27 protein-coding genes and 2 riboswitches are annotated in these 23,769 nt (G+C 40.0%); of the genes, 26 read left to right on the forward strand and 1 reads right to left on the reverse strand.

All coding sequences use genetic code 11. From position 1 onward, the window contains the following. Window positions 1-3: 3 nt before the first annotated feature. From spoVAD to Q4550_RS05425, 11 genes are all read left to right on the forward strand, one after another. Window positions 4-1,017 carry a stage V sporulation protein AD gene (spoVAD, locus tag Q4550_RS05375; RefSeq protein WP_303530884.1) on the forward strand — a complete coding sequence of 338 codons (1,014 nt, stop codon included), beginning with the start codon at window positions 4-6 and terminating at the stop codon, window positions 1,015-1,017. Then, window positions 1,017-1,367, forward strand: coding sequence for a stage V sporulation protein AE (gene spoVAE, locus Q4550_RS05380; protein WP_194221990.1), 351 nt, complete (start codon window positions 1,017-1,019; stop codon window positions 1,365-1,367). Before spoVAD ends, spoVAE begins: the two co-directional genes overlap by 1 nt. Before the next feature lie 5 nt (window positions 1,368-1,372). After that, window positions 1,373-1,951 (forward strand): stage V sporulation protein SpoVABEA, encoded by a 579-nt coding sequence (spoVAEA, locus tag Q4550_RS05385; RefSeq protein ID WP_303530886.1) that lies wholly within the window; start codon window positions 1,373-1,375, stop codon window positions 1,949-1,951. Next, window positions 1,932-3,425 carry a spore germination protein gene (locus Q4550_RS05390; protein WP_303530888.1) on the forward strand — a complete coding sequence of 498 codons (1,494 nt, stop codon included), beginning with the start codon at window positions 1,932-1,934 and terminating at the stop codon, window positions 3,423-3,425. Before spoVAEA ends, Q4550_RS05390 begins: the two co-directional genes overlap by 20 nt. Window positions 3,426-3,471: 46 nt before the next feature. After that, a riboswitch (Lysine riboswitch) is annotated at window positions 3,472-3,659 on the forward strand. A gap of 101 nt (window positions 3,660-3,760) precedes the next feature. Then, complete coding sequence (gene lysA, locus Q4550_RS05395) at window positions 3,761-5,080, forward strand: diaminopimelate decarboxylase (RefSeq protein ID WP_303530890.1); 1,320 nt, start codon at window positions 3,761-3,763, stop codon at window positions 5,078-5,080. A gap of 92 nt (window positions 5,081-5,172) precedes the next feature. Further along, window positions 5,173-5,610, forward strand: coding sequence for a peptidylprolyl isomerase (locus tag Q4550_RS05400; protein WP_194221986.1), 438 nt, complete (start codon window positions 5,173-5,175; stop codon window positions 5,608-5,610). A 22-nt stretch (window positions 5,611-5,632) separates the two neighbouring features. Continuing rightward, window positions 5,633-5,778: riboswitch (FMN riboswitch) on the forward strand. Between the two features lie 142 nt (window positions 5,779-5,920). After that, window positions 5,921-7,003 carry a bifunctional diaminohydroxyphosphoribosylaminopyrimidine deaminase/5-amino-6-(5-phosphoribosylamino)uracil reductase RibD gene (gene ribD, locus Q4550_RS05405; protein ID WP_303530892.1) on the forward strand — a complete coding sequence of 361 codons (1,083 nt, stop codon included), beginning with the start codon at window positions 5,921-5,923 and terminating at the stop codon, window positions 7,001-7,003. Continuing rightward, window positions 7,003-7,659 (forward strand): riboflavin synthase, encoded by a 657-nt coding sequence (gene ribE / locus Q4550_RS05410; protein ID WP_303530893.1) that lies wholly within the window; start codon window positions 7,003-7,005, stop codon window positions 7,657-7,659. Before ribD ends, ribE begins: the two co-directional genes overlap by 1 nt. A gap of 26 nt (window positions 7,660-7,685) precedes the next feature. Next, a complete protein-coding gene (locus Q4550_RS05415; protein ID WP_303530895.1) occupies window positions 7,686-8,879 on the forward strand; it encodes a bifunctional 3,4-dihydroxy-2-butanone-4-phosphate synthase/GTP cyclohydrolase II in 1,194 nt (397 codons plus the stop codon). A 33-nt stretch (window positions 8,880-8,912) separates the two neighbouring features. Then, window positions 8,913-9,383: a 6,7-dimethyl-8-ribityllumazine synthase gene (gene ribH / locus Q4550_RS05420; protein ID WP_194221982.1), complete on the forward strand. Its 471-nt coding sequence runs from the start codon at window positions 8,913-8,915 to the stop codon at window positions 9,381-9,383. A gap of 229 nt (window positions 9,384-9,612) precedes the next feature. Next, window positions 9,613-9,975 (forward strand): GNAT family N-acetyltransferase, encoded by a 363-nt coding sequence (locus tag Q4550_RS05425; protein ID WP_194221981.1) that lies wholly within the window; start codon window positions 9,613-9,615, stop codon window positions 9,973-9,975. Between the two features lie 21 nt (window positions 9,976-9,996). Here the strand turns inward: Q4550_RS05425 and Q4550_RS05430 are convergent, their stop codons facing one another. Then, a complete protein-coding gene (locus tag Q4550_RS05430; RefSeq protein ID WP_226613871.1) occupies window positions 9,997-10,524 on the reverse strand; it encodes a DUF309 domain-containing protein in 528 nt (175 codons plus the stop codon). A 45-nt stretch (window positions 10,525-10,569) separates the two neighbouring features. On the opposite strand from Q4550_RS05430, the gene Q4550_RS05435 reads away from it, so the two are divergent. The 15 genes from Q4550_RS05435 to Q4550_RS05505 all read left to right on the forward strand — a co-directional run bounded on the left by Q4550_RS05435 (window position 10,570) and on the right by Q4550_RS05505 (window position 23,610). After that, complete coding sequence (locus Q4550_RS05435) at window positions 10,570-10,698, forward strand: hypothetical protein (RefSeq protein ID WP_303530900.1); 129 nt, start codon at window positions 10,570-10,572, stop codon at window positions 10,696-10,698. A gap of 63 nt (window positions 10,699-10,761) precedes the next feature. Continuing rightward, complete coding sequence (locus Q4550_RS05440; RefSeq protein ID WP_303530902.1) at window positions 10,762-11,511, forward strand: segregation/condensation protein A; 750 nt, start codon at window positions 10,762-10,764, stop codon at window positions 11,509-11,511. Continuing rightward, window positions 11,508-12,086, forward strand: a complete 579-nt coding sequence (scpB, locus tag Q4550_RS05445) for an SMC-Scp complex subunit ScpB (protein ID WP_194221978.1) — start codon at window positions 11,508-11,510, stop codon at window positions 12,084-12,086. The genes Q4550_RS05440 and scpB overlap by 4 nt, the downstream gene beginning before the upstream one ends. A 35-nt stretch (window positions 12,087-12,121) precedes the next feature. Then, window positions 12,122-12,496, forward strand: coding sequence for a hypothetical protein (locus tag Q4550_RS05450; RefSeq protein WP_303530905.1), 375 nt, complete (start codon window positions 12,122-12,124; stop codon window positions 12,494-12,496). Window positions 12,497-12,658: 162 nt separating this feature from the next. Further along, entirely contained in the window at window positions 12,659-13,750 is a 1,092-nt protein-coding gene (locus Q4550_RS05455; RefSeq protein ID WP_303530907.1) for a type III polyketide synthase, read from the forward strand. A 3-nt stretch (window positions 13,751-13,753) separates the two neighbouring features. Beyond that, complete coding sequence (locus Q4550_RS05460; protein WP_303530909.1) at window positions 13,754-14,302, forward strand: isoprenylcysteine carboxyl methyltransferase family protein; 549 nt, start codon at window positions 13,754-13,756, stop codon at window positions 14,300-14,302. Window positions 14,303-14,371: 69 nt separating this feature from the next. Then, window positions 14,372-15,532, forward strand: coding sequence for a D-alanyl-D-alanine carboxypeptidase family protein (locus Q4550_RS05465; RefSeq protein ID WP_303531134.1), 1,161 nt, complete (start codon window positions 14,372-14,374; stop codon window positions 15,530-15,532). Then, window positions 15,525-16,118, forward strand: a complete 594-nt coding sequence (locus tag Q4550_RS05470) for a nucleoside recognition domain-containing protein (protein ID WP_303530911.1) — start codon at window positions 15,525-15,527, stop codon at window positions 16,116-16,118. Before Q4550_RS05465 ends, Q4550_RS05470 begins: the two co-directional genes overlap by 8 nt. After that, window positions 16,115-16,633, forward strand: coding sequence for a spore maturation protein (locus tag Q4550_RS05475; protein WP_371018605.1), 519 nt, complete (start codon window positions 16,115-16,117; stop codon window positions 16,631-16,633). The genes Q4550_RS05470 and Q4550_RS05475 overlap by 4 nt, the downstream gene beginning before the upstream one ends. Before the next feature lie 142 nt (window positions 16,634-16,775). Further along, window positions 16,776-17,513 (forward strand): pseudouridine synthase, encoded by a 738-nt coding sequence (locus Q4550_RS05480; protein WP_194221972.1) that lies wholly within the window; start codon window positions 16,776-16,778, stop codon window positions 17,511-17,513. Between the two features lie 64 nt (window positions 17,514-17,577). After that, window positions 17,578-18,105, forward strand: coding sequence for a thiol-disulfide oxidoreductase ResA (resA, locus tag Q4550_RS05485; protein WP_303530913.1), 528 nt, complete (start codon window positions 17,578-17,580; stop codon window positions 18,103-18,105). A 12-nt stretch (window positions 18,106-18,117) separates the two neighbouring features. Next, entirely contained in the window at window positions 18,118-19,743 is a 1,626-nt protein-coding gene (resB, locus tag Q4550_RS05490; RefSeq protein WP_303530914.1) for a cytochrome c biogenesis protein ResB, read from the forward strand. A gap of 29 nt (window positions 19,744-19,772) precedes the next feature. Further along, window positions 19,773-20,972 carry a c-type cytochrome biogenesis protein CcsB gene (gene ccsB, locus Q4550_RS05495; protein ID WP_303530915.1) on the forward strand — a complete coding sequence of 400 codons (1,200 nt, stop codon included), beginning with the start codon at window positions 19,773-19,775 and terminating at the stop codon, window positions 20,970-20,972. A 131-nt stretch (window positions 20,973-21,103) separates the two neighbouring features. Continuing rightward, window positions 21,104-21,820: a response regulator transcription factor gene (locus tag Q4550_RS05500; RefSeq protein ID WP_194221968.1), complete on the forward strand. Its 717-nt coding sequence runs from the start codon at window positions 21,104-21,106 to the stop codon at window positions 21,818-21,820. Next, window positions 21,820-23,610: an ATP-binding protein gene (locus Q4550_RS05505; RefSeq protein ID WP_303530916.1), complete on the forward strand. Its 1,791-nt coding sequence runs from the start codon at window positions 21,820-21,822 to the stop codon at window positions 23,608-23,610. The genes Q4550_RS05500 and Q4550_RS05505 overlap by 1 nt, the downstream gene beginning before the upstream one ends. Window positions 23,611-23,769: the final 159 nt, after the last annotated feature.

Genomic DNA, 23,769 nt, shown 5'->3' on the forward strand with positions numbered 1-23,769 from the left:
TGTATGAAATCAGGAAAGCAAACATGGAGTTTTTCAAATGTATATTTACAATCAGTAGGTACAGCAACAGGCCCAAAGGAAGCAGAAGGTCCATTTGGGAATTCGTTTGATGTGACCTATAATAACCTTCATTGTGATCAGGCAAACTGGGAGCTTGCTGAAAGAAAATTATTAGAAGATGCAGTAATGAGTTGTTTGAAGAAAAAAGAATTAGCTCCTGATCAAGTTGATGTTTTTGTAGCAGGTGATCTATTAAATCAAATCGTAAGCGCAACTTATACAGCAAGGTCTAATCATATTCCTTTTCTAGGTGTTTTTGGAGCATGCTCCACATCGATGGAATCCCTAGCCATTGCTTCTTCTCTAGTTGATGGTGGTTTTGCAGAGAGGGTTATTGCTGGAGTTAGTAGCCATAATGCAACTGCTGAAAGACAGTTCCGATATCCAACAGAATATGGAGGTCAGAAACCCGGTACTGCGACATCAACTGTAACTGGTGCTGGAGCTGCCTTAGTTAGTCAGGAGTTATCGGACATTCAAATCTCTGCGGCAACGATTGGAAGAGTAGTTGACTGGGGAATCAAAGATCCGTTTGATATGGGGAGTGCGATGGCGCCAGCGGCAGCAGATACATTGGCCACACATTTTGAGGACCTGAATGTAAAGCCTTCAGATTATGACTTAATTGTTACTGGAGATTTATCTGCAGTTGGTTCTCCGATTGTTCGTGATTTATTGCTTGAGAAAGGGTTTGACATTACTAATAATCATAATGATTGTGGGTTAATGATCTATCGTCCAGACCAGAAAGAAGTATTCGCAGGTGGAAGTGGATGTGCCTGTTCGGCGGTTGTTACGTATGGTCATCTCATAGAGCTTCTAAAACAAGGGAAGTATTCAAAAATTCTTGTTACAGCTACAGGATGCTTGCATAGCCCCGTTATGGTGCAGCAGAAAGAAAGTATGCCTGCTATCGCTCATGCAGTGGTTTTTGAGCGAGTTGGAGGTGAGGAATAGTGGAATACTTCATTGCTTTTGCAGTAGGAGGAGCCATTTGTGTTGTAGGTCAGTTATTGCTCGATATTTTTAGATTAACACCAGCTCATGTCATGTCATCTTTTGTTGTGGCTGGAGCGATTCTTGACGGGTTTGGTATATACGATCGACTGATTGAATTCGCAGGAGCTGGTGCGACAGTGCCAATTACGAGCTTCGGACATTCCTTGCTACATGGGGCGATGCAGCAAGGAGAGGAACATGGATTTATAGGCATTGCAATGGGGATATTTCAGTTAACTTCAGCTGGAATTTCATCAGCTATTGTTTTCGGATTTATCATAGCCATTATATTCAAACCAAAGGGGTGAATGAATTGAACAAGCGGCGGGTTATTTTCGTTACTGATGGAGATCTTTACGCGCAAAAAGCAATTGAAAAAGTGGCTTCGGATATTGGCGGGAGATGCATTAGCCAATCAGCAGGAAATCCTACCCCGCTTGCTGGTTATGAAATTATTTCCCTAATTAAAGAAGCTCCACACGATCCAATCTTTGTAATGTTTGATGATAGTGGTTTTCCGGGTGAAGGTTATGGAGAACTAGCGATGCAGGCTGTGGCTGAGGATGAAGATGTTGAACTACTTGGTGCGATTGCAGTTGCCTCGAGAACACACTTCTCTGAATGGACGAGAGTAGATGTTTCCATTGATAGGGATGGTGAATTAACACATTTCGGTGTTGATAAGAATGGATTTGCTGATATGGAAGCTGGGAGAATAGATGGGGATACTGTATCTATTTTAGATAAACTGAATGTCCCTATTATTATAGGTGTCGGTGATATAGGTAAAATGTCTGGACTTGATGATCCGGAGGTTGGGTCGCCTATAACATTGAAAGCCGTTCAAATTCTGCTTGAAAGGAGCGGTTTCTATGACAACAAAAATGAATAACAAACAAGAAATATTTAAAAAATTAAAAGAAAATGAAGAATTCTTGAAAAAATCAATTGGCATTGGGGAAAGTTTTGACGTAGGTGTACGTAAACTCAAGATTTTGAATAAAGAAATACAATTCTATTATTGTACTGGATTATGTGATACATCAATCATTGTTGAGATCATGCGTGAATTGATGGAATTAGATGATCATCATCGCTTGACCGTTAAATTCGAGCAAGTTATCCATAATCATTTGCCCCATCAGCAAGTAACAAAAGTAGAGACGTTCGATGAGGTCGTCGATCAAGTTCTTTCTGGACTGATCGCTGTATTTATGGAAGGCGAAGAGATTGCTTACATTATTGATGTTCGAAAGTATCCAGGTAGAACGCCTCAGGAGCCAGACACTGAGAAAGTGATTAGAGGTTCTAGAGACGGTTTCACAGAAAATATTATTGAGAATACTGCACTTACTAGAAGGCGTATTAGAGATGGTCGTTTGCGTAATGAAATATTTCAAATCGGAGAGCGTTCTAAAACGGATGTGTGTATCACTTATATTCAGGATGTAGCTAACCCAAACTTAGTAGAAATCATTAAGAAAAAACTAAAAGAAATTAATATTGATGGTATTCCTATGGCTGATAAAACTGTCGAAGAGTTTTTAGTGCATCAGGCGGGAAATCCTTTTCCACTTGTACGATATACGGAAAGGCCAGATGTAGCCGCATCCCATTTGTTAGAAGGGCATGTCTTAATTATCGTTGATACTTCTCCGAGTGTTATTATTACACCAACAACCTTTTTCCACCATGTTCAACATGCAGAAGAATACAGGGAAGCTCCATTACCTGGTGCATTCTTGAGATGGGTCCGCTTTGGAGGAATGCTAGCAGCGCTATTGTTACTTCCCCTGTGGTTATTGGCGGTATATGAACCAGGGTTGTTGCCTAAATCGATTGATTTTATTGGGCCAAATGATGAAACGAATGTACCGATATTTATTCAAATCATTCTTGCAGAAATTGGGATCGAAACGCTGAGAATGGCCGCCATTCATACGCCTACCCCGCTTTCTACAGCGATGGGTTTAATTGCAGCTGTATTAATTGGTCAAATTGCTATCGATGTAGGATTATTTGTGCCAGAAGTTATTCTGTATGTTTCTATTGCGGCTATAGGTTCTTACGCAACGCCCAGTTATGAGTTATCAATAGCGAACAAACTAGTTAGATTATTACTACTTTTCCTTGTCTTTTTCTTCAGAGTTCCAGGATATATAATAGGCGTGACAGCTATTATTCTCTTCCTAGTCGCCTTAAAGCCATTAAATACACCTTATTTATGGCCATTCATTCCTTTTAATGCAAAAGCGTTTATTCAAGTGCTAATTCGCGTTTCTGTTCCTTTGACAAAACTGCGTCCAAGTATTACAGAGCCCCAGAATGAAACGAAGCAGCCGGACAAACCACTTGCCGAATCTTAAAAAGTATGATAATTTATTTCTTAATCGAATAGACCTCATTGAACGTAATGGGGATAGAGGCGCAAAACGAATGAGTAAGATATCTGAGCATAGAATGGAATGCGAAGACGATATCAGAAAGGTCAATTTGCCGAAGTGAGAAAGGACCCATTCTTTTCTTGCTGGGCTGCTGCTGAATAAGTTGCAGACTGTCACTGGAGGATGGATTTCTTTCAGTGGTGAGCTAATCCAACTCGTGAGGATACGGAGAAAAACAGCCTATCTATAAAGTTGGCTGTTTTTCTTATTGTGTGGAGGGAGCTCGCATTTATATAAGCGAGAGGGGAGAAATGATTGTGAATTTATACAGTACATCTGCAATTTCAGAAGAGGGGCATCTAACAGTTGGAGGGATCGATACGGTCCAATTAGGAAAAAAATTTGGCACTGCGTTATATGTTTATGACGTGGCCATGATTCGAGATAAAGCAAGGGCGTTTCGAAGTGCCTTTGAACGTGAAAATGTAAACTATCAAGTAGCTTATGCTAGTAAGGCCTTTTCATGTATGGCAATGATCCAACTTGCAGAAGAAGAAGGATTAAGTTTAGATGTTGTATCCGGTGGAGAGCTTTATACTGCTTTGAAGGCGGGTTTTCCCGTGGAGCGCATTCATTTTCATGGAAATAACAAAAGTGAATCTGAAATTAGAATGGCGCTTGATGCAGAAATAGGTTGCTTCGTTGTTGATAATTTTTACGAATTATCTCTACTTGAGCAAATTGCAGAAGAAAAAAATGTGAAAGCTAATGTGCTGCTGCGTATAACACCAGGTATTGAAGCACATACGCATGATTATATTTTAACAGGCCAAGAAGATTCCAAATTTGGTTTTGATTTACAGAGTGGTCAGGTAGAACGCGCGATATTGGATGTAACAAAAATGAGTGCTATTCATCTTCTTGGACTTCATTGTCATATAGGCTCACAAATTTTTGAAACAAATGGCTTTGTAATGGCGATTGAAAAGATCTATAGCTATCTTACAACATGGTACGATGCCTATGGTTTTGAGCCTGAAGTCCTTAACCTTGGTGGAGGATTTGGAATCCGATATACGAGCGAAGATCACCCACTACCAGTAGGGAACTACATTGAAGCTATGATTGAAACAATCAGAAATCAGGTAACAGGGCAAATGAACATGCCTGAGATCTGGATTGAACCTGGGCGTTCACTAGTAGGAGAAGCTGGACTAACGTTATATACGGTTGGTTCACACAAAAATGTTCCAGAGTTGAGACATTACCTCGCTGTAGATGGAGGGATGACGGATAATTTACGCCCTGCTCTCTATCAGGCAAAATATGAAGCCACAATAGCAAATCGAATGAATGAAGCAAAAGATCACCTATACTCTGTAGCAGGAAAGTGCTGTGAATCAGGTGATATGTTAATTTGGGATTGCCAGTTACAGCGAGCGATTGCTGGCGATACAATGGCTGTTTTTTCAACGGGGGCATATGGTTATTCCATGGCAAATAACTACAATAGATTACCAAGACCGGCTGTAGTTTTTGTTGAAAATGGTGAGGCAAACCTTGTTGTTGAGAGAGAGTCATACGAGGATTTAGTTCGACATGATTTGCCATTAAAACAAGCGATTATATCAAAATAATAGTTGAAAAGCATAAATGATATGGAACAGCTTCAGTCTGTGCTATAATGAAAGAGCTTTTAAGAAAATTGTTAGTGCAGGAGGATTTATTTATGAAAAAAGGAACAATTGCATTTGAAAATGGAGAAGTTATTGAAATTGAATTTTATCCAGAAGCAGCACCTAACACTGTTGCTAACTTTGAGAAACTTGCAAATGAAGGTTTCTACAACGGTGTGAACTTCCACCGCGTAATCCCAGGTTTTGTTGCTCAAGGCGGAGATCCTACAGGTTCTGGAATGGGTGGACCAGGATATACAATTGACTGTGAAACAGAAGGTAACCCTCATAAACACGTAGCAGGCTCATTGTCTATGGCACATGCTGGTAAAAACACGGGCGGCAGTCAGTTTTTCCTAGTTCATGAACCTCAGCCTCACCTAGACGGCGTTCATACCGTTTTTGGTCAAGTAACAGAAGGAATGGATACGGTTCTTCGCGTTAAACAGGGTGACGTAATGAAAGAAGTAAAAGTCTGGGACGAAGAATAGATCAGACTCTTAAAAACTTAATACTTTCCTTCGGGGTCGGGTGAAAATCCCAACCGGCGGTGATGACTAGCTTATGCTAGCTAAGTCCGTGACCCGGTTGCGTAAGCAAACGGTGGATCTGGTGAGAAACCAGAACCGACAGTATAGTCTGGATGGGAGAAGGAATAAAAGTGACCAATTTCCTTTTGAATCATAGATTCAAAAGGCTTATTTGGCATATGCTTTTGCCTCCCAGGACAGCTGTGTTTTGGGAGGCTTTTTTTGTTCTCCTTCTCAACCAATAATGGAGAGTGGAACAGGAGTAAATACGATGAATCATACGGATTTTATGAAAACAGCGATCGATATGGCTAGAAGTACGTTAGGTCAAACGCGTCCGAATCCCTCCGTAGGAGCCGTTATTGTTAATAGTGGGCGTATCGTGGGGATGGGAGCTCATTTAAGGGCTGGAGAAGGCCATGCCGAAATTCAAGCACTCAAGATGGCGGGCAATCAAGCAAGTGGGAGTACTGCCTATGTGACACTGGAGCCATGTAGTCATCATGGAAAGACGCCTCCTTGTGCTGATGCTTTAATTCAAGCGGGTGTCAAAGAGGTATTTATTGCAAGTCAAGATCCGAATCCCCTGGTCGCAGGAAATGGTGTAACTAAACTAAAGAAAGCAGGCATAGCTGTTCATATTGGGCTTATGGAAGAAGAAGCCTTACAGCTAAACCGGATGTTTTTCCATTACATTACACAGAAAAGACCATTTGTAACGTTGAAAGCTGCTACAACGCTTGATGGCAAAATAGCAACTCATTCAGGTGATAGTAAATGGATTACGGGGGAAGACTCGAGAAAAGATGTTCATGCCTTCCGTCATCAACATGATGCCATTCTTGTAGGTATTGGAACGGTCCTCTCTGATGACCCATCACTAACGACTCGTTACGGTGAAGGCCTATCGCCGATTAGAATCGTGTTAGATCGTCAATTGAAGATGCCTTCTGACGCTAAAGTAATAAGTGATGAGAATGCAGAAACATGGATCATTACAACAAAACGAGCTGCGCTAAAAAATAAGCGAACCTTCCCAAAACATGTTCAAATCATCGATGTCATAGATCCACTGCTCCCAATAGATAAAGTTCTTGACCTTTTAGGGGAACGAGAAATTACATCAGTATTTGTTGAAGGTGGTTCAGAAATACACGGTAGCTTTCTTGAATCACGATCTTTTCAACAAGTTATTACATACATTGCGCCGAAGCTTATTGGTGGGAGTCAATCTCCTACGGCTTTCGGGGGTACAGGTTTTCAAACGATGAATGAAGCGATCGATTTACAAGTGGATAGCGTAGAACAAATTGGAAATGATATTCGAATTATTTCATCAAGGAGGCTTTCTTAATGTTTACAGGTATTGTAGAAGAAATTGGAAGAGTTGAAAGTGTTCAACAATCAGGAGAATCCATTGCAATGCAAATTGCAGCGTCGACTATTTTAAAAGACGTTCATTTAGGAGATAGCATTTCGATAAACGGCGTGTGCTTAACTGTTACGACGTATACAGACTCTTCTTTTACCGTAGATATTATGCCTGAAACATTTCGTGCAAGCAGTCTTCGTCAGCTAGGACCAAACTCATCGGTGAATCTGGAGAGAGCTATGTCTGCAAATGGACGCTTTGGTGGTCATTTTGTTTCTGGACATGTTGATGGTGTGGGGAAAATTACTCGTGTAGAACAAATTGATAATGCTGTTTATTATGACATCTCGATTCCGCGAAACCTTTTAATTTACTTTGTTGAAAAAGGCTCAGTTTCTGTTGATGGTACTAGTCTTACGGTCTTTGGAATAGGGGAGCACTCTCTTACTATATCTCTTATCCCCCATACCGTAGAGGAGACGGTGCTTGGGAGAAAAAGAGTGGGAGATACAGTGAATATAGAATGCGATATGCTTGGTAAATACATTATGAAGTACTTGGAGCAAAGAAGCGGTTCAAAACCCGAACCTACTGCTTCACTCGGGAGTCAGTTTTTTGAAGATCATGGATTTAAATAATGGTACTATCAGGAGGGTCATCGTATATGTTCCATACAATAGAAGAAGCGATTTATGATTTAATGCAAGGCCAGGTGGTGATCGTTTGTGATGATGAAGACAGGGAGAATGAAGGGGATTTTATCGCTTTAGCCGATAAAGTCACACCTGAAACAATCAATTTCATGATTACAAAAGGAAGAGGCCTTGTTTGCACGCCGATTACGGAAGAGCGTGCAAATGAACTGAAGTTGAGCCCAATGGTAGATCATAACACAGATTCTCATGGTACAGCGTTTACAGTGAGTGTCGACCACAAAAGTACAACTACAGGAATTTCGGCAGCTGAAAGAGCATCTACAATTCAATACTTAATTAACACGGATGCTAAACCTTCGGACTTTAATCGACCAGGTCATATTTTCCCATTGATTGCTAAGGATGGAGGGGTCTTAAGAAGAGCAGGTCATACGGAGGCGGCAGTCGATTTGGCACGACTCTCTGGCTCTGCCCCAGCTGGTGTTATTTGTGAAATTATGAAAGAAGACGGTGAAATGGCGCGCGTTCCTGATCTAAAGAAAATTGCTGAAGAGTATGATTTGAAAATGATTACGATTAAAGATTTGATTCAATATCGTAATCGTAAAGATGTTCTTGTTCGAAAAGAAGTAGAAATAGAACTTCCGACTGAGTTTGGTTCTTTTAGAGCGGTAGGGTATTCGAATATTCTTGATCAGAAAGAGCACGTAGCTTTGATTAAGGGAGAAATTTTACCAGATCAACCAACTCTTGTGCGAGTTCACTCTGAATGTTTAACTGGTGATGTGTTTGGATCTTTTCGATGTGACTGTGGTCCACAACTACATGCTGCATTGGCACAAATTGAAGAAGAAGGTCATGGCGTGCTTTTGTATATGCGCCAGGAAGGAAGAGGTATCGGGCTCCTTAATAAAATGAAAGCTTATAAACTGCAAGAACAGGGCTACGACACAGTTGAAGCGAATGAGAAACTTGGATTTAAGCCTGATTTAAGGGATTATGGAATAGGGGCACAGATTTTGAGAGACCTTGGTGTTTCTAAAATGAACCTTCTGACAAACAATCCACGTAAAATAGCTGGGTTAACAGGTTATGGTCTTGAAGTAGCATCTAGGGTACCTCTTCAGATGGCTTCTCGAAAAGAGAATGAAAAGTACCTAAAAACAAAACATAGTAAGCTAGGACACATGCTTCATTTCTAAAAATTCACGTATGAACATAGGAGGATATTAATAATGGGACAAACATTTGAAGGAAATTTGGTTGGATCTGGATTAAAAGTGGGTATAGTAGTAGGAAGATTTAATGAATTTATTACAAGTAAATTACTTGGAGGTGCTGAAGACGCATTGAAGCGTCATGGCTTGTCCGAAGAAAACATTGATGTAGCATGGGTTCCTGGAGCATTTGAAATTCCATTTGCCGCAAAGAAAATGGTTGAAACAGGAAAATATGATGCAATTGTTACGCTTGGTACGGTTATTCGCGGGGCTACACCACACTTTGATTATGTATGTGGAGAAGTTTCTAAAGGCGTAGCGAATTTAACGATGCAGACGGGTGTACCTGTTATTTTTGGAGTATTAACCACAAACACCATTGAACAAGCTGTTGAACGTGCAGGGACTAAGGCTGGTAACAAGGGCTGGGATGCTGCAACGGCAGCAATTGAAATGGCTAATTTATCAAAATCATTTGAAGGTTGATTATCAGTTCATTTTTGGCTATGATGAGTATGGTATGCGATGAAGGGCAAAAGAGTTTGGAGTCGTAAAGCCATGAAGAGAGAAAGAAAATGGTTGATTCTTAGGTCTGTGTGATCATTGTCATTATCATGCTAGCTGAGCTTGTTCGTCGAATCACTTTAACATTCTAATTGATTTTAGAATAAGTTATTAAACGGAAAGCCAAGAATTACTTTAATGAGGGATAATCATGCTAATTCGTTATAAGAAAGCTCATGAGAAAATAGCCATGGGGCTATTAAGCTTCATGCCGAATGAAAAAGATATTAAGAAACTGCAACAATCGATTAAAGACTATGAGGATATGGATTCTTTGCAGCTTTTTCTTTGGAAAGAAGAAGATATTATCGGATTGCTCGGGATTGAATGGGTAAACGACAACGAAGTAGAGCTAAAGGATATTAGTGTTAATCCTTCCCATCGCCATCAAGGAATTGGAAAACAAATGGTTGAAGCACTTCGAGAAATGCTAAGTGATGAAATATCTATTAAGGGAAATGAATATACAGGGACATTTTTTGAGAGGTGTCACTTGGAAGAAAATATGAAGTAAGATGCAAAGAAAAGGAACGGCTTAGCCGTTCCTTTTCTGTTGTTTTATTTCAAATTGTTGTTTTCTTTCTTCAATCACATCTGATCGATCACGTCTCGTATGACGATGGATGAGTTCTATATTCGAAAGATCGCTTTTACTACCATAAGTACATTCAAGTTCACGACATCTTTCTTCACAAGCCGTTTGAAGGGTGGAGCTTGTGAGAGGAATGTCAAATCCCTGGTAAGGAGAGTGAGTGTTGATGAGTTGTAACTCGTTTGATAGGTTTTTAGAAAGTTGATCAATATTTATCGCTAATTTATCGAGTTCTTCACTTTCGCTTTTGGAAATGCGTATGGCATTAGCAATCATTCTCTTTGCCCCTGTGAAATTACCGCGTCGATGGTGGTAGAGGCCAACAGCAATTTGGATAAGACCTACCCAATGAAGTTTACGACTTCCACGCGGATCCTCTTTCCAATGTTCTTCGAGGATTTCATGGCATTCAAAATAATCACGAAGTCCATGGAAATGAGCCAAATAATCAATATAGGCTTTTGAATACATGCTGATTCCTCCATTTCTTTTAGTAGTGTAGCACATGTGTGTTAAATGGATAAAGCGAGTGCTCTTGTGGATCAAAATAGCGATCAGTCGTCAGGGTGCTATCAAACTGTTAACGATCAATGGAAAACAATTTACGTTAAAAATGAACCTGATGGTTTTCTTGCATTGCTGTAAGCCCCTATTGTAAATGTGATATAATCGGAATACTAGATGGACTTGGATAAAGGAAGATGGAAAATGAAGCAATACAGTGTAAAGGTTGATGCATTTGAAGGTCCATTGGATCTTTTGCTCCACCTTATAAATAAGTACGAAGTGGATATTTATGATATTCCAGTCTCGCAAATTACAGATCAATACTTAACGTTTGTCCATACAATGCAAGAGTTAGAACTTGATGTGGCAAGTGAATATCTTGTTATGGCTGCGACGTTGCTTGCGATAAAAAGCAAAATGCTTCTTCCTCAAAAAGAAGAAGAAATTTTCGAACAGGACCCAGAGTTTGAAGATGATCCCCGTGATGAACTCGTTCAACGTCTTGTTGAGTATCGAAGGTTTAAAGAGGCTGCGAATGATTTAAAGGAAAAAGAAAGTAGTCGAAGCCTTATTTATGCTCGGCCACCTGTAGATACTAGTGAATTTAGTCATGAGGATAGTCAAACCTCCATTGGCGACGTTACATTGTATGATATGCTTGCGGCATTTCAAAAAATGTCCAGACGTGTAAAAGAAAAGAAACCAAAGCGTACACGAATTCAAAGTGAAGATGTTCCAATTGAAGATCGAATGAATGCTATTCGGAACCAGCTACGAGGAAGTGGAAAGACGCGTTTTAGTGATCTTTTTAGTGAAGAGGATCGTGGGCATATGATTGTGACGTTTCTTGCAGTCCTTGAGTTAATGAAAACGAGAGATGTGGCTTGTGAACAAGATAAAAACTTTGGCGAAATTATGATTTTTGAACGAGAAGGGAAGGCATCTGTGTGACAAACGAAGAAATAAAAAGCATTATCGAAAGTCTTCTATTTGTAGTTGGTGATGAAGGGATCACAGTGAAAGATCTCTGTGAAACCATCTCATTGGAAGAAGACACCCTTCTAAGTGCAATAAGTGATTTGCAGGATGAATACAATGAAAAAGATCGCGGTTTTAAAATTAGTTTTATTGGTGGTGGCTATCAGCTCACTACAAATGCTAAAAATGCTCCCTATATCGAAAAACTAGTAGCGACACCAGGTAATCATACTTTATCGCAGGCAGCTCTAGAAACACTTGCGATCGTCGCCTACAAGCAACCAATAACAAGGGTAGAAATAGAAGAAATTCGCGGTGTTAAAACGGATAAGCCTTTACAAACTTTAATGAGTAAACTGCTCATTAAAGAAGCGGGCAGAGCCGAAAAAGCTGGAAGAGCGATTTTATATGGAACAACTAGAGAGTTTCTATTTCATTTTGGTTTAAGCTCAATTAAGGATCTCCCCCCTTTACCTGATGGGACAGAAGATAAGGAAGATGAGGAAGCAGACTTATTTTTTGAGAAGTTTCAGGAAATCTCTGAGTAGATGCTAAGTTCGATCATGATGAAGGAGGACAATCGATGAGGTTAACTCATGTTGCTTTCGAGGAGCTTCAAAAAGATCGTGCAAACTCACCTGAAGATTCATTCGTTCGTTCTACAATAACGTATGAGGAGAATGGAAAGGTAAAGCGATTTCATGTTTTATATCCTGGAGTTTTTGCAGAAACTGCTATTAAAGAATTTTGGGGTTATGAGACCCCCATTCACGAAGCAATCGCACTGAATCTCCTTTCGTCTTATCCGAATCGAAAACGTTTGTATATTAGTAGTGAAAATGAGTTCCTTGATCCGCTTAAGAAGGCGGATTTGCAAGAGCTTCTTACGATCATCCATGAGATAAAATCAACAGGTACGTATTTACATTCAAACAAAGAAAAGATGCCTCCATACTGAGGCATCTTTTTTATGCTTTGACTATGTTCGCTTATATTGATGTATCATTTTTGGCTCAAACGAGTGTATTTTCCAATATTTTCTATTTAATTACTGTTCTAGAATAAAAATGAAATAAACTTCGAACACTAATTGAAAAGAGTAGGATAGGAGCTCAGATCAATGATACTATCGATCGGAAAATCTTTACCCCCTCATTGTCTTCTGCAAACAGAAGCAGCGACTTTTGCTAAAAGGCAATTTGGTCCACATTTTAAAAATATAGATCGTCTGCTACCTGTTTTTCAAAGTGCTGAAATAGATAAAAGATATTTCGCTATGCCACTAGAATGGTATAGTAGTGGCCCAACATTTGAAGAAAAAAACGAAAAATACGTTTCTCTTTCAGTTGAATATGCTAAAGAAGCAGTATTGGATTGTCTGAACAATCCCTTTTACCTAAATGAAATGATTGATTGTAGAGATATCGATGCAATATTTTTTGTGTCAACAACAGGTATTTCTACACCGAGTATAGAGGCTAGAATCATGAATGTCCTACCATTCTCTCCCCATACAAAACGGATCCCCATCTGGGGACTTGGGTGTGCAGGTGGTGCTGCAGGTATAGCAAGAGCGAATGATTATTGTCTTGCCCATCCTGATCAAGCTGTTCTAGTAGTGAATGTTGAGCTATGTAGTCTTACTTTTCAGCATGGTGACTTTTCCAAAAGCAACCTTATTGGAACAGCACTTTTTGCTGATGGAATATCAGCTGTACTTTTGACAGGTGAGAGTTCATCTCTTCTTAGCCGTTCAACCTTGCCGAGCATTCCAGGCATCGTCGCCACATGCTCCACATTAATGAGAGATTCAGAAGATGTGATGGGATGGGAAGTTAGCAACGAAGGCTTGCACGTAGTGTTCTCTAAGTCTATTCCCGCGATTGTATCAAGTTGGCTTGAACCTAATGTTCTGGAATTCCTCACTATTCACGAGAAAACCACGCAAGAAATAGATTATTTTATTGCCCATCCTGGAGGCACAAAAGTGTTAACAGCATATGAAGAAGCTCTCGGATTCGATAAGTCGATGACTGCGGTATCGAGAAATGTATTAAAAGAATATGGAAATATGAGTTCAGTTACCGTTATTTACGTACTAGACCAGTTTTTGAGAAATGGGTGTAAACATGGAAATCTTGGATTAATGGCAGCTCTCGGACCTGGTTTTTGTTCAGAACTGCTGCTGCTAGAATGGAAAAAAGGAGCATAAAAAATGGAGCTAATATTTACTGGGGTTTTCTTCCTACTTGTGTTTCAAAGGTTATTTGAACTATATATAGCTAAAAAAAATGAAAAGTGGATGAAAGAGCAGGGAGCCAGAGAAGTTGGAAAAAATCATTATAAATACATTGTGCTTCTACACGTTTTTTTTCTTTTCGCAGTAGCGATTGAAGCGATTTTACGAGGTTTCACTCTCTCCTTCGTCTGGTCTGTTATGCTGTTTGTGTTTCTTTCGGCTCAATGCCTTCGAGTCTGGACAATTAGAAGTCTTGGCCGCTTTTGGAATACAAAAATAATCGTTCTACAAGGTGCAGAAGTTGTAAAAAGAGGTCCTTACCGATTTTTGAAACACCCAAACTACGTAATTGTCGCACTAGAAATTCTCTCTTTGCCACTTATTTTCTCCTCCTACTTCACTGCGATTGTTTTTACCGTTCTAAATGCAGTAATACTTCTGAAAGTTCGTATTCCCGCTGAAGAGAAAGCTTTAAAAGAGTCGACCAATTATCCCGTGATGTTTCCGAATGCCGGAAAGGAATGAAAGACATATACTGCGTCTCTTGCTCATAGACTTGTACAAATATAGAGCTTAAGGGACGTGGATGTCATGATGAAATCGCTTAAGACAAAAATTGGCGTCTTTATCTTAATTGCTGCTCTTCTGTTTCTCATGATCCCAAGAGGTGTAGTAGCAGAGGGAATAGGCGTCTCAGCAAGAAGTGCCATACTAATTGAACAAGAAACAGGAAGAGTTCTTTACGAAAAAGATGCCTATACACAAAGACGAATAGCGAGTATCACAAAAATTATGACTGCAATTATTGCGATTGAGTCAGGTAAAATGAATGAAACAGTAAAAATTAGTGGAAACGCTGCTGGGACAGAAGGTTCCTCTCTCTATTTAAAAGAAGGAGAGAAAATAACACTTGAAAATTTGGTATACGGTTTAATGCTTCGTTCTGGTAATGATGCTGCTGTGGCAATTGCTGAAGAAGTTGGAGGCAGTTTAGAAGGCTTTGTTACATTGATGAATCAGAAAGCAGAAGAAATTGGAATGTCTCACACAGTATTTATGAATCCTCATGGACTTGATGATCATGAGAATCATCTATCGACAGCTTATGACATGGCTATTCTAACACAGTATGCCATGGATAATGACACTTACCGTATTATTTCAAGTACTAAAGTACATAAGGCACCCAATGCGACAGAGGATTGGGATTATGTATGGCGTAATAAAAATAAGCTGTTAACTAGTTTATACTCTGATTCCACTGGTGGGAAAACGGGATACACAAAGCGAGCTAAGCGTACACTCGTTTCTACTGCTGAACGTGATGGTATGACTCTTATTGCTGTTACTTTAAATGCGCCTGATGATTGGAATGATCATATTTCGATGTTTAATTGGGGTTATAGTAACTATGAGCTGACTCTACTAGAGCCTAAAGGGATAATTAAAGATGTGAAGGATGAGCCTTACAAAGGCAATGTGAGATTGAATCGAGATCTTTCCTATCCTTTAACCTCAGAAGAAAGAGATCAAATTGACTCCACAATCCAACTTGTAGAACCTCCAGATGAAAGTAAATGGGATGAAATGGGGTCAACAGATGATCCTGTTGGGATGTATATTGTAAAATTAAATAACAAGACAATTGTGAAAGCACCAATTACTTTTGACTCCGTTGAAAAAAAGGAAAAAGGATTATGGGGATTTTTTAAAGGGTTATTTTCATTAGATATCGGGCGTGAGCCGAATGGTTAATCTCATCTGGGCTGGCTTATTTCTCATTGGTATTCTATTTGCTCTAATTAATGGAACGATGGAAGAAGTCAATAAAGCAATATTTACTGGGGCTGAAGAAGCGGTAGCTGTTTGTATAGGGTTGTTAAGCGTTCTTATTTTCTGGCTGGGATTGATGAAGATTGCTCAGAAAGCAGGACTGTTAGACCTTTTGGGAAGGGGATTTAAACCGATAGCTCGGAAGCTGTTTCCGGAAGTTCCCCCTGATCATCCTGCAATGGGATATATTCTCTCGAACATGATGGCGAATATGTTCGGCCTTGGAAATGCAGCTACGCCAATGGGGATAAAGGCAATGGAAGAGTTAAAAAAGCTCAATGATATGAAAGATAATGCAACAAGGTCAATGATTACCCTCCTAGCGCTCAATACATCAAGTTTAACTCTCATCCCAACTAGTGTTATAGCTATTCGGATGAAATATGGATCAGTTTCACCAACGGAGATCGTTGGTACAACAATTGCTGCTACAGCATGTTCAACAATTGGAGCGATCCTCATTGATCGCTTTTTCTATAGAAGAAGCAAAGGGGGAGGATCTCTGTGAATGCATCGATCTGGATTATCCCTTTATTAATCGGATTTATTCTTGCGTACGGAACGTGGAAAAGAGTACCAACTTATGAAACCTTTGTAGAAGGTGGTAAAGAAGGACTTTCTATTGCAGTTTCGATCGTTCCTTATTTGGTAGGCATGATGGTAGCCATTTCTGTTTTTCGAGCATCTGGTGCAATGGCCTTTCTTAGTGGATTATTAAGAGTACCACTAGAAGCGGTTGGGGTACCTACAGAAATCGTTCCTTTGGCTCTCATTCGCCCGATTTCTGGTACCGGTGCGCTTGCAATGACAACGGATATTATTAGCACATATGGGCCAGATTCCTTTATTGGGAGGCTAGCCTCTACCATGCAAGGAAGTACAGATACGACGCTTTATGTTATTACGGTTTACTTTGGAGCCATTGGTATCAAACGAATGGGAAATGCTCTTAAAGTTGGATTGTTAGCAGATTTAGTCGGGATGGCAGCAGCGATTATATTTGTCACTCTTGTATTTGGATAGAAGAAGCCATCTTATTCGATGGCTTTTTTAATTGTAACGGAATGTTTGGAACATTCCTGTTTGAGCATAATAAATGATAGAATGAATCTGTGCTTGAGGTTTGACTGTGACAAGAGTATGATGTTTTAGTGAGGTGAATTTGATGGAACGTTTGCAAAAAGTAATTGCTCAAGCTGGAGTAACGTCCAGACGAAAAGCAGAAACATTGATTGAAGAAGGTAGAGTGAAAGTTAACGGCAAAGTCGTAACTGAACTCGGTACAAAGGTGTCTGAGCGCTGTAAAATTGAAGTGAACGGGATTCCGGTAGAACGTGAAGAGCCGGTTTATTTTTTGTTTTATAAACCAACAGGCGTCATTTCAACAGTAGAAGATGATAAAGGAAGAAAGGCCGTCACCGATTATTTCCATGAAATCGAAGAACGGGTTTTTCCTGTTGGACGACTTGATTATGATACGTCAGGTGTTTTGCTCTTAACGAATGATGGTGATTTTGCGAATAAGCTGATGCACCCAAGTTATCATGTAGACAAAGTGTACGTCGCTAAAGTGAAAGGCTTAATGAATAAAGAGACCATTCAAAAGCTTGAGCGAGGTGTGCAGCTAGAAGACGGAAAGACTTCGAAAGCAAGAGCTAGAATTCTATCCGTTGACAAACAAAAAGGAAAATCAATTGTAGAATTGACCATTCATGAAGGTAAGAATCGCCAGGTACGCCGTATGTTCGAAACATTAGGTTACCCTGTGCAAAAGTTAAAGAGAGAACGATATGGTTTTCTTGAGCTGACTGGAATGAATCCTGGAGATTATCGTGAGCTAAAACCTTACGAAGTGAAGCAGCTTCGTAACCAAGCTGTCACACAAAATTCAAAAAAACGATAAGGTGACCCCTTATCGACACGTTATAGTGAGAGTAGTATTGCTTTGTTTGATTGGAGTTGGTTGAATGAAAAAGAAAAACCGGCTGATCGTGCGGACTGTTATATTGACTATCGTCTTTATAGCAGTCGGCTATACGTTCTATACAAACTTTTTTGCAAATGAAAGCGGAATCGTACAGGCCGGAGATCAAGCGCCAAACTTTATTTTAACGGATTTAGACGGAAATGAAGTAGAGCTTGAGGACTACAGAGGGAAAGGCGTCTTTCTGAATTTTTGGGCAACCTATTGCGAGCCTTGTAAAGATGAGATGCCAGCGATGGACAAGAAGTATAAAGAATACAAAGAAAAAGGCGTCGAAATACTTGCAGTAAATGTTTCGGAACCTAAATTGACTGCCGAAAGCTTTGCTGATCGGTATAATCTTAGTTTTCCGGTGTTGCTCGATAAGAGCAATGATGTAACTAATCACTATGGAGTTGGGCCAATTCCAGTAACCTTTTTAATTGACAAGAATGGCAAGGTCGTTCAAAAAACGGAAGCCAGCCTTTCAGAGGAAGTAATTGATAGCTATATGCAGCAAATCCAACCGTAATGGGGTGTTCCAATGAGCAACAATAACATCACCTGTGAATGCGGACATGTGAACCCTTATGGAACTGAGATATGCGAAGTATGTGGTAAACCGCTTCAAGGTGATTTAGAATCTAAGAAACTGCTTAATATGAGATACGAGGGAAGTGCGCGAAGGTCACAAACGTACAAAACGACGATCATCGATAAGATCTGGAATTTCTTCTCATCTGTAAAGGTCGGAATCTGGATTATCGTCTTGTTGTTAGTAGCTTCAGCGATAGGCACTATTTTCCCTCAAGAAATGTACATACCACCGCTGTCAGACCCGACAGTTTATTACAAGGAACAATACGGCGTACTTGGTCAATTGTATTATGACCTGGGTTTTCATAACTTATACGGCTCATGGTGGTATATGTTATTAATTGCAGCATTGGGACTTTCGCTCATTGTAGCCAGTCTCGATCGGTTTGTCCCGCTGTATCGCTCATTAAAGAAGCAGCGAGTCATTCGCCATGAAAGTTTCATGAAGCGCCAGAAGTATTTTGGTAAGACGGAAATCAGCGATGATTCGCCTGACTTAAATGGCATTAAACGAGCATTAGAAAACAAAAGGTATAATGTTAAAGAAGAAAATGGTCATTTATTTGCTGAGAAAAATCGCTTCTCCAGATGGGGACCTTACGTAAATCATATTGGACTCATTCTATTCCTCATCGGCGGAATGCTCCGCTTTTTCCCTGGAATGTATGTCGATGAGGTGCTCTGGTTAAGAGAAGGTGAAACAGAGAAGATCAAAGGGACGGAAGAAGCCTATTATTTAAAAAGTGATGGTTTCATTCTAGAAACTTATGATAATGAAGATGAGAAATTTAAAGATGCGATTGAAGAGTCTGGACAAGCAGTCGTGGCAAAGAACTATCAAACGGATGCTATTTTATACAAGCAGGTTGGTGAAAGAGTAGCAGGGACGGATCCAGAACTTGAGAAAGTGAAAGAACATCCGATTCAAGTTAATAAACCACTTAAGTTTGAAGGGTATGCCATTTACCAGGTAGATTATAAATTGAATGAACTTCAGAAGATGTCATTCACTATGGACAATAAAGAGTCCGGAGAGTCTATAGGTGACCTTACTATTGATCTTTATAATCCTGAGAAAGAATACAACCTTGAAAACGGCTACAGCGTTGAAGTAATGGACTACTTCCCGGATTTTGAATTTAATGATAAGGGTGAGCCAACAACTAAATCTAAAGTTCCGAATAATCCTGCATTTATACTTAATATGATTTCTCCAGAACATCCTGACGGAGAAGTAGCTTTTGTTGCGATTAAGCAGAACTTAGAGCCTCTTGGAGAAAATGATTACAAAATGTCGTTTCAAAATGTAGATACAAAAAATGTTTCCGGTTTAGTCGTAAGGAAAGACAATACATTATGGATTTTAGCGATCGGCGGCGCAATCTTCATGATTGGTGTTATTCAAGGGATGTATTGGAACCATCGAAGAATTTGGATTCGAAAAGGGGATGACGAAATGTGGTTATCCTGTCATACGAATAAAAACTGGTATGGTTTGAAACGAGAGCTAGAAAGCATTACAAAAGAGACTGGTCTGAATATGCCACTTGATCAGTCGGAAGAAAAGAAATAGATGTTTAGCACGAAAGGAGGCAAGATAAGATGGCTCAATTAAGCAGTAACTTGCTTTATGTTGCTTTCTTTATCTATTTTGCAGCAAGTATTGTATTCGCTATTTCTTTGTTTGGTAAGAAGTGGAGAAAGTCGGATGAAATGACCCATTCAAAAAAATGGGGAATGTGGGGGTTTGCTCTTTCCACAGTGGGTTTTCTTTTTCAGCTGAGCTATTTTGTTACAAGATGGATTGCTGCAGGGCATGCACCAGTTAGTAACTTGTTTGAATTTACAACATTCTTTGGGATGGCGATGGTGTTCGCTTTCTTAATTATTTATCTGATCTATAAGAGCAATGTTATCGGGGTATTTGCAATGCCTGTTGCAATTATTGTGATTGCTTATGCAAGTGTATTCCCATCAGATATTCAGCCACTTATTCCAGCTTTACAAAGTAACTGGCTCAAAATTCATGTTACAACAGCTGCTCTTGGTGAGGGGATTCTATCCATTAGTTTTGCAGCAGGACTTGTTTATTTAGTTAAAACAGTCAATCAATCTAAAGCGAGCAAATCAACTTTCTGGCTTGAGTTTGTCATGTACTCTCTCATTAGCACGATTGCATTTGTTGTCCTATCACTTGGATTTGAAGCTGCTGGGTATTCTTCCACTTATCAATTTGTTGATCAAAATGAGCAGCAGATAACAGTGGATTATACATTGCCAGCCATAGCAGGGCCGACAGACGGCCAATATGTTAGTGGAAACGAATTTGGACCTCTTTTTGAAGCACCCGGATGGATGAAAGGGGAAAAAGCTGCACATAAGTTAAATACGTTAATCTGGTCGATATTTGGTGGTCTGATCTTGTATGGTTTGGTCCGATTAATTTTAAGGAAACGAATTGGAGCTGCCATTCAACCAGCACTTAAAAATGTGAATGAAGAATTGGTAGATGAAATACAGTACCGTGCAGTAGCGATTGGTTTCCCAGTGTTTACATTAGGAGCACTTATTTTCGCCATGATCTGGGCGCAGGCCGCTTGGACACGCTTCTGGGGCTGGGATCCAAAAGAGGTTTGGGCTCTTGTTACATTCCTTTTTTATGCTGCATATCTTCACCTTCGCCTTTCAAGAGGATGGCAAGGTGAGAAATCAGCCTGGCTTGCTGTAGTAGGTTTTGTCATCATTATGCTCAACCTTGTTGTCGTCAACCTTGTTATTTCTGGACTTCATTCTTATGCATAACTTCGAAAACCTTCACGATTTGTGAAGGTTTTCTTATAAGGTGAGAGGTGAATGCGGTTTCTCATCACTGGTCTGGATTGCTATAGGCATGGTAGAATAGAACACATGAGCTCATGTAGGAGGGAATCTTCTTGGAAAAAGATGCACGAATATTAGTAGTAGATGATGAAGAGCGTATTAGAAAGCTATTGCGCATGTATCTTGAGAGAGAGAATTATGAAATAGAAGAAGCTGAAAATGGAGAACAAGCGCTGGAAATGGCAATTGAGGATGATTTCGATCTTATTTTACTTGATTTAATGCTTCCGGGAATGGATGGTACAGAAGTTTGTCAGCAAATGCGTGAACAAAAAGCCACTCCTGTGATCATGCTTACAGCAAAAGGGGAAGAGGCTAATCGCGTACAGGGGTTTGAAGTAGGGGCTGATGACTATATTACAAAACCATTTAGTCCAAGAGAAGTCGTTCTTCGCGTTAAAGCACTGTTAAGAAGATCATCGACGACGAAATTTTTACAAACCGAAACCACAACTAAAAACGTAATTGTATTTCCGTATTTAACAATCGATCATGACGCTCATAGGGTGTTAGCGGAGGAACAAATTATTAATTTAACACCGAAAGAATATGAGCTATTGTATTATCTTGCAAAAGCTCCTGATAAAGTATTTTCGAGAGAAGAGCTGTTAAAAGATGTCTGGAATTATGAATTCTTTGGAGATCTCCGAACAGTTGATACGCACGTGAAGAGACTAAGAGAGAAGCTAAATAAAGTATCACCAAATGCTGCTGCAATGATTTCAACAGTATGGGGAGTGGGATATAAATTCGAGGCAGTTAAAGAATAATGATTTGGAGAAGCGTTGTTGGTAAGCTATGGCTTACAATCATCTTACTTGTAGCATTTGTGCTATCCATCTTAACAATTCTTTTACTTCAATTTTTTGAAGACTTTCATGTTGAAAAAGAAGCAGAGCAAATGGAGCGACTCGCTAATAAAGTGGCTTCTGTTATTGAACGATATGATGATCGAGAGCAGGCGCTTGACACAGCCTGGGAAATCACAGACTTTTATCCTACTAGGGTTATGATCGTTGAAAATGACAGCCAGGGGGATAGTAGGTATTCGCCCAATGCCCATGGATTACCAGAGCTGTCATTGGATGTGTTTAAAAAAGATCCCATCTTAAAAGGGGTATTTACTGATCGGGAAACGGTTGTTAAAAAGGGAGATTTCGTTACAGATGAAGCGGCCGCATCACATAATGAACTTCTGATCGTCGGTGTCCCCATGGAACTTGATGGAGAAGATAACGGAGAGGTATTTCTATACCAATCCCTTGACGTTATAGCAAAGACAACGAGCCAGGCTCGAAATTTAATTTACATAGCTGCCGGGATTGCCATTGTTTTAACGACAATCTTTGCCTTCTTCTTATCTACTCGTATTACCGCTCCACTTCTAAAAATGAGAGAAGCAGCTACAGAGGTTGCAAAAGGGAAGTTCGATACGAAAGTTCCGATGGTGACCCATGATGAAATTGGCGAACTTTCTGTTGCGTTTAACCGTATGGGGCGCCAACTCAATAACTATGTTACAGCGTTGAATCAAGAGAAGGAACAGCTTTCTAGTATTTTAAGCAGTATGGCGGATGGCGTTATTACCTTTGATAAAACTGGAGCCATATTAAGCACGAATCCTCCTGCTGAACGGTTTTTGAAAGCCTGGTATTACGAGCAGGGAATGGAAGAAAAGCCTGGTAATGAAGTGCCTGAGGATATCAATGAATTGTTTAGTCTTGTTGTAACACTTGAGCGGGAACAGTTAACAGAAGTTGAACTACAGGGGCGGAGCTGGGTTGTTGTTATGACGCCACTTTATAACCAATCTGCTATTCGGGGAGCGGTGGCTGTCTTTAGGGATATGACAGAAGAACGTCGTTTGGATAAGCTAAGGAAGGATTTTATCGCGAATGTGTCTCATGAGCTTAGAACCCCAATTGCGATGCTCCAAGGATATAGTGAAGCGATCGTAGATGATATCGCAAGTAGTGACGAGGAAAAGAAAGAGGTCGCTCAAATCATTTACGATGAATCCTTGCGGATGGGAAGGCTAGTGAATGAACTGCTCGATTTAGCTAGAATGGAAGCCGGTCACAACGAATTGCATTATAGCAATATTCATTTGCAAGATTTTGGACAAAGAATAGTAAGAAAATTTTCCGGACTTGCTCGAGATCGACAAGTGGAATTAAATTTCCATGTCTCAAATGATGAAAGAATGTTAATGATTGATCCTGATAGAATTGAACAGGTATTAACGAATTTAATAGACAACGCTGTGAGACATACACCAGGAGGAGGGGAAGTAAGATTATTAATTACTTCCCTTGAGAAAGGCGTTCAGTTCGACGTGAAAGATACTGGTTCTGGCATTCCTGAAGATGATCTTCCATTCGTGTTTGAGCGTTTCTACAAAGCCGACAAAGCTCGTACAAGAGGAAGGTCAGGAACGGGTCTAGGGCTTGCCATTGCTCGTAACATTGTGGAATCTCATCACGGCCACATTTCCGTCCACAGCAAGAGCGGAGAAGGAACAACGTTCTCTTTCTATATACCTGATAAAGTGAAAGAGTGACAGGCACTCCGTCGACATACTCAAGAGAGTTTCCGAATTAATCGGAAGCTCTTTGTTTGATTGGTGACATTTTATACCGAAGAAAAAGAGTAAGGAATAGGTATCCTTGTTTCCCGTTATTGCGTTACAATAACAAGTGGAAGAGTCAAACTAGTTCGA

Origin of the sequence: Anaerobacillus sp. 1_MG-2023, from assembly GCF_030547345.1 — a bacterium.
GTDB lineage: Bacteria > Bacillota > Bacilli > Bacillales > Guptibacillaceae > Guptibacillus > Guptibacillus hwajinpoensis_B.

What these genes read in the sequence shown, in the direction of transcription:
- Q4550_RS05435 (WP_303530900.1), top strand. Translation starts at nt 10,570, where the DNA reads ATGGATAAAGCGAGTGCTCTTGTGGATCAAAATAGCGATCAGTCGTCA.
- ribD (WP_303530892.1), top strand. Translation starts at nt 5,921, where the DNA reads ATGAATCATACGGATTTTATGAAAACAGCGATCGATATGGCTAGAAGT.
- Q4550_RS05390 (WP_303530888.1), top strand. Translation starts at nt 1,932, where the DNA reads ATGACAACAAAAATGAATAACAAACAAGAAATATTTAAAAAATTAAAA.
- Q4550_RS05400 (WP_194221986.1), top strand. Translation starts at nt 5,173, where the DNA reads ATGAAAAAAGGAACAATTGCATTTGAAAATGGAGAAGTTATTGAAATT.
- Q4550_RS05415 (WP_303530895.1), top strand. Translation starts at nt 7,686, where the DNA reads ATGTTCCATACAATAGAAGAAGCGATTTATGATTTAATGCAAGGCCAG.
- Q4550_RS05455 (WP_303530907.1), top strand. Translation starts at nt 12,659, where the DNA reads ATGATACTATCGATCGGAAAATCTTTACCCCCTCATTGTCTTCTGCAA.
- Q4550_RS05470 (WP_303530911.1), top strand. Translation starts at nt 15,525, where the DNA reads ATGGTTAATCTCATCTGGGCTGGCTTATTTCTCATTGGTATTCTATTT.
- Q4550_RS05440 (WP_303530902.1), top strand. Translation starts at nt 10,762, where the DNA reads ATGAAGCAATACAGTGTAAAGGTTGATGCATTTGAAGGTCCATTGGAT.
- Q4550_RS05425 (WP_194221981.1), top strand. Translation starts at nt 9,613, where the DNA reads ATGCTAATTCGTTATAAGAAAGCTCATGAGAAAATAGCCATGGGGCTA.
- Q4550_RS05480 (WP_194221972.1), top strand. Translation starts at nt 16,776, where the DNA reads ATGGAACGTTTGCAAAAAGTAATTGCTCAAGCTGGAGTAACGTCCAGA.
- Q4550_RS05505 (WP_303530916.1), top strand. Translation starts at nt 21,820, where the DNA reads ATGATTTGGAGAAGCGTTGTTGGTAAGCTATGGCTTACAATCATCTTA.
- ribE (WP_303530893.1), top strand. Translation starts at nt 7,003, where the DNA reads ATGTTTACAGGTATTGTAGAAGAAATTGGAAGAGTTGAAAGTGTTCAA.
- ccsB (WP_303530915.1), top strand. Translation starts at nt 19,773, where the DNA reads ATGGCTCAATTAAGCAGTAACTTGCTTTATGTTGCTTTCTTTATCTAT.
- Q4550_RS05450 (WP_303530905.1), top strand. Translation starts at nt 12,122, where the DNA reads ATGAGGTTAACTCATGTTGCTTTCGAGGAGCTTCAAAAAGATCGTGCA.
- Q4550_RS05430 (WP_226613871.1), bottom strand. Translation starts at nt 10,524, where the DNA reads ATGTATTCAAAAGCCTATATTGATTATTTGGCTCATTTCCATGGACTT.
- spoVAD (WP_303530884.1), top strand. Translation starts at nt 4, where the DNA reads ATGAAATCAGGAAAGCAAACATGGAGTTTTTCAAATGTATATTTACAA.
- resB (WP_303530914.1), top strand. Translation starts at nt 18,118, where the DNA reads ATGAGCAACAATAACATCACCTGTGAATGCGGACATGTGAACCCTTAT.
- Q4550_RS05465 (WP_303531134.1), top strand. Translation starts at nt 14,372, where the DNA reads ATGAAATCGCTTAAGACAAAAATTGGCGTCTTTATCTTAATTGCTGCT.
- Q4550_RS05460 (WP_303530909.1), top strand. Translation starts at nt 13,754, where the DNA reads ATGGAGCTAATATTTACTGGGGTTTTCTTCCTACTTGTGTTTCAAAGG.
- resA (WP_303530913.1), top strand. Translation starts at nt 17,578, where the DNA reads ATGAAAAAGAAAAACCGGCTGATCGTGCGGACTGTTATATTGACTATC.
- ribH (WP_194221982.1), top strand. Translation starts at nt 8,913, where the DNA reads ATGGGACAAACATTTGAAGGAAATTTGGTTGGATCTGGATTAAAAGTG.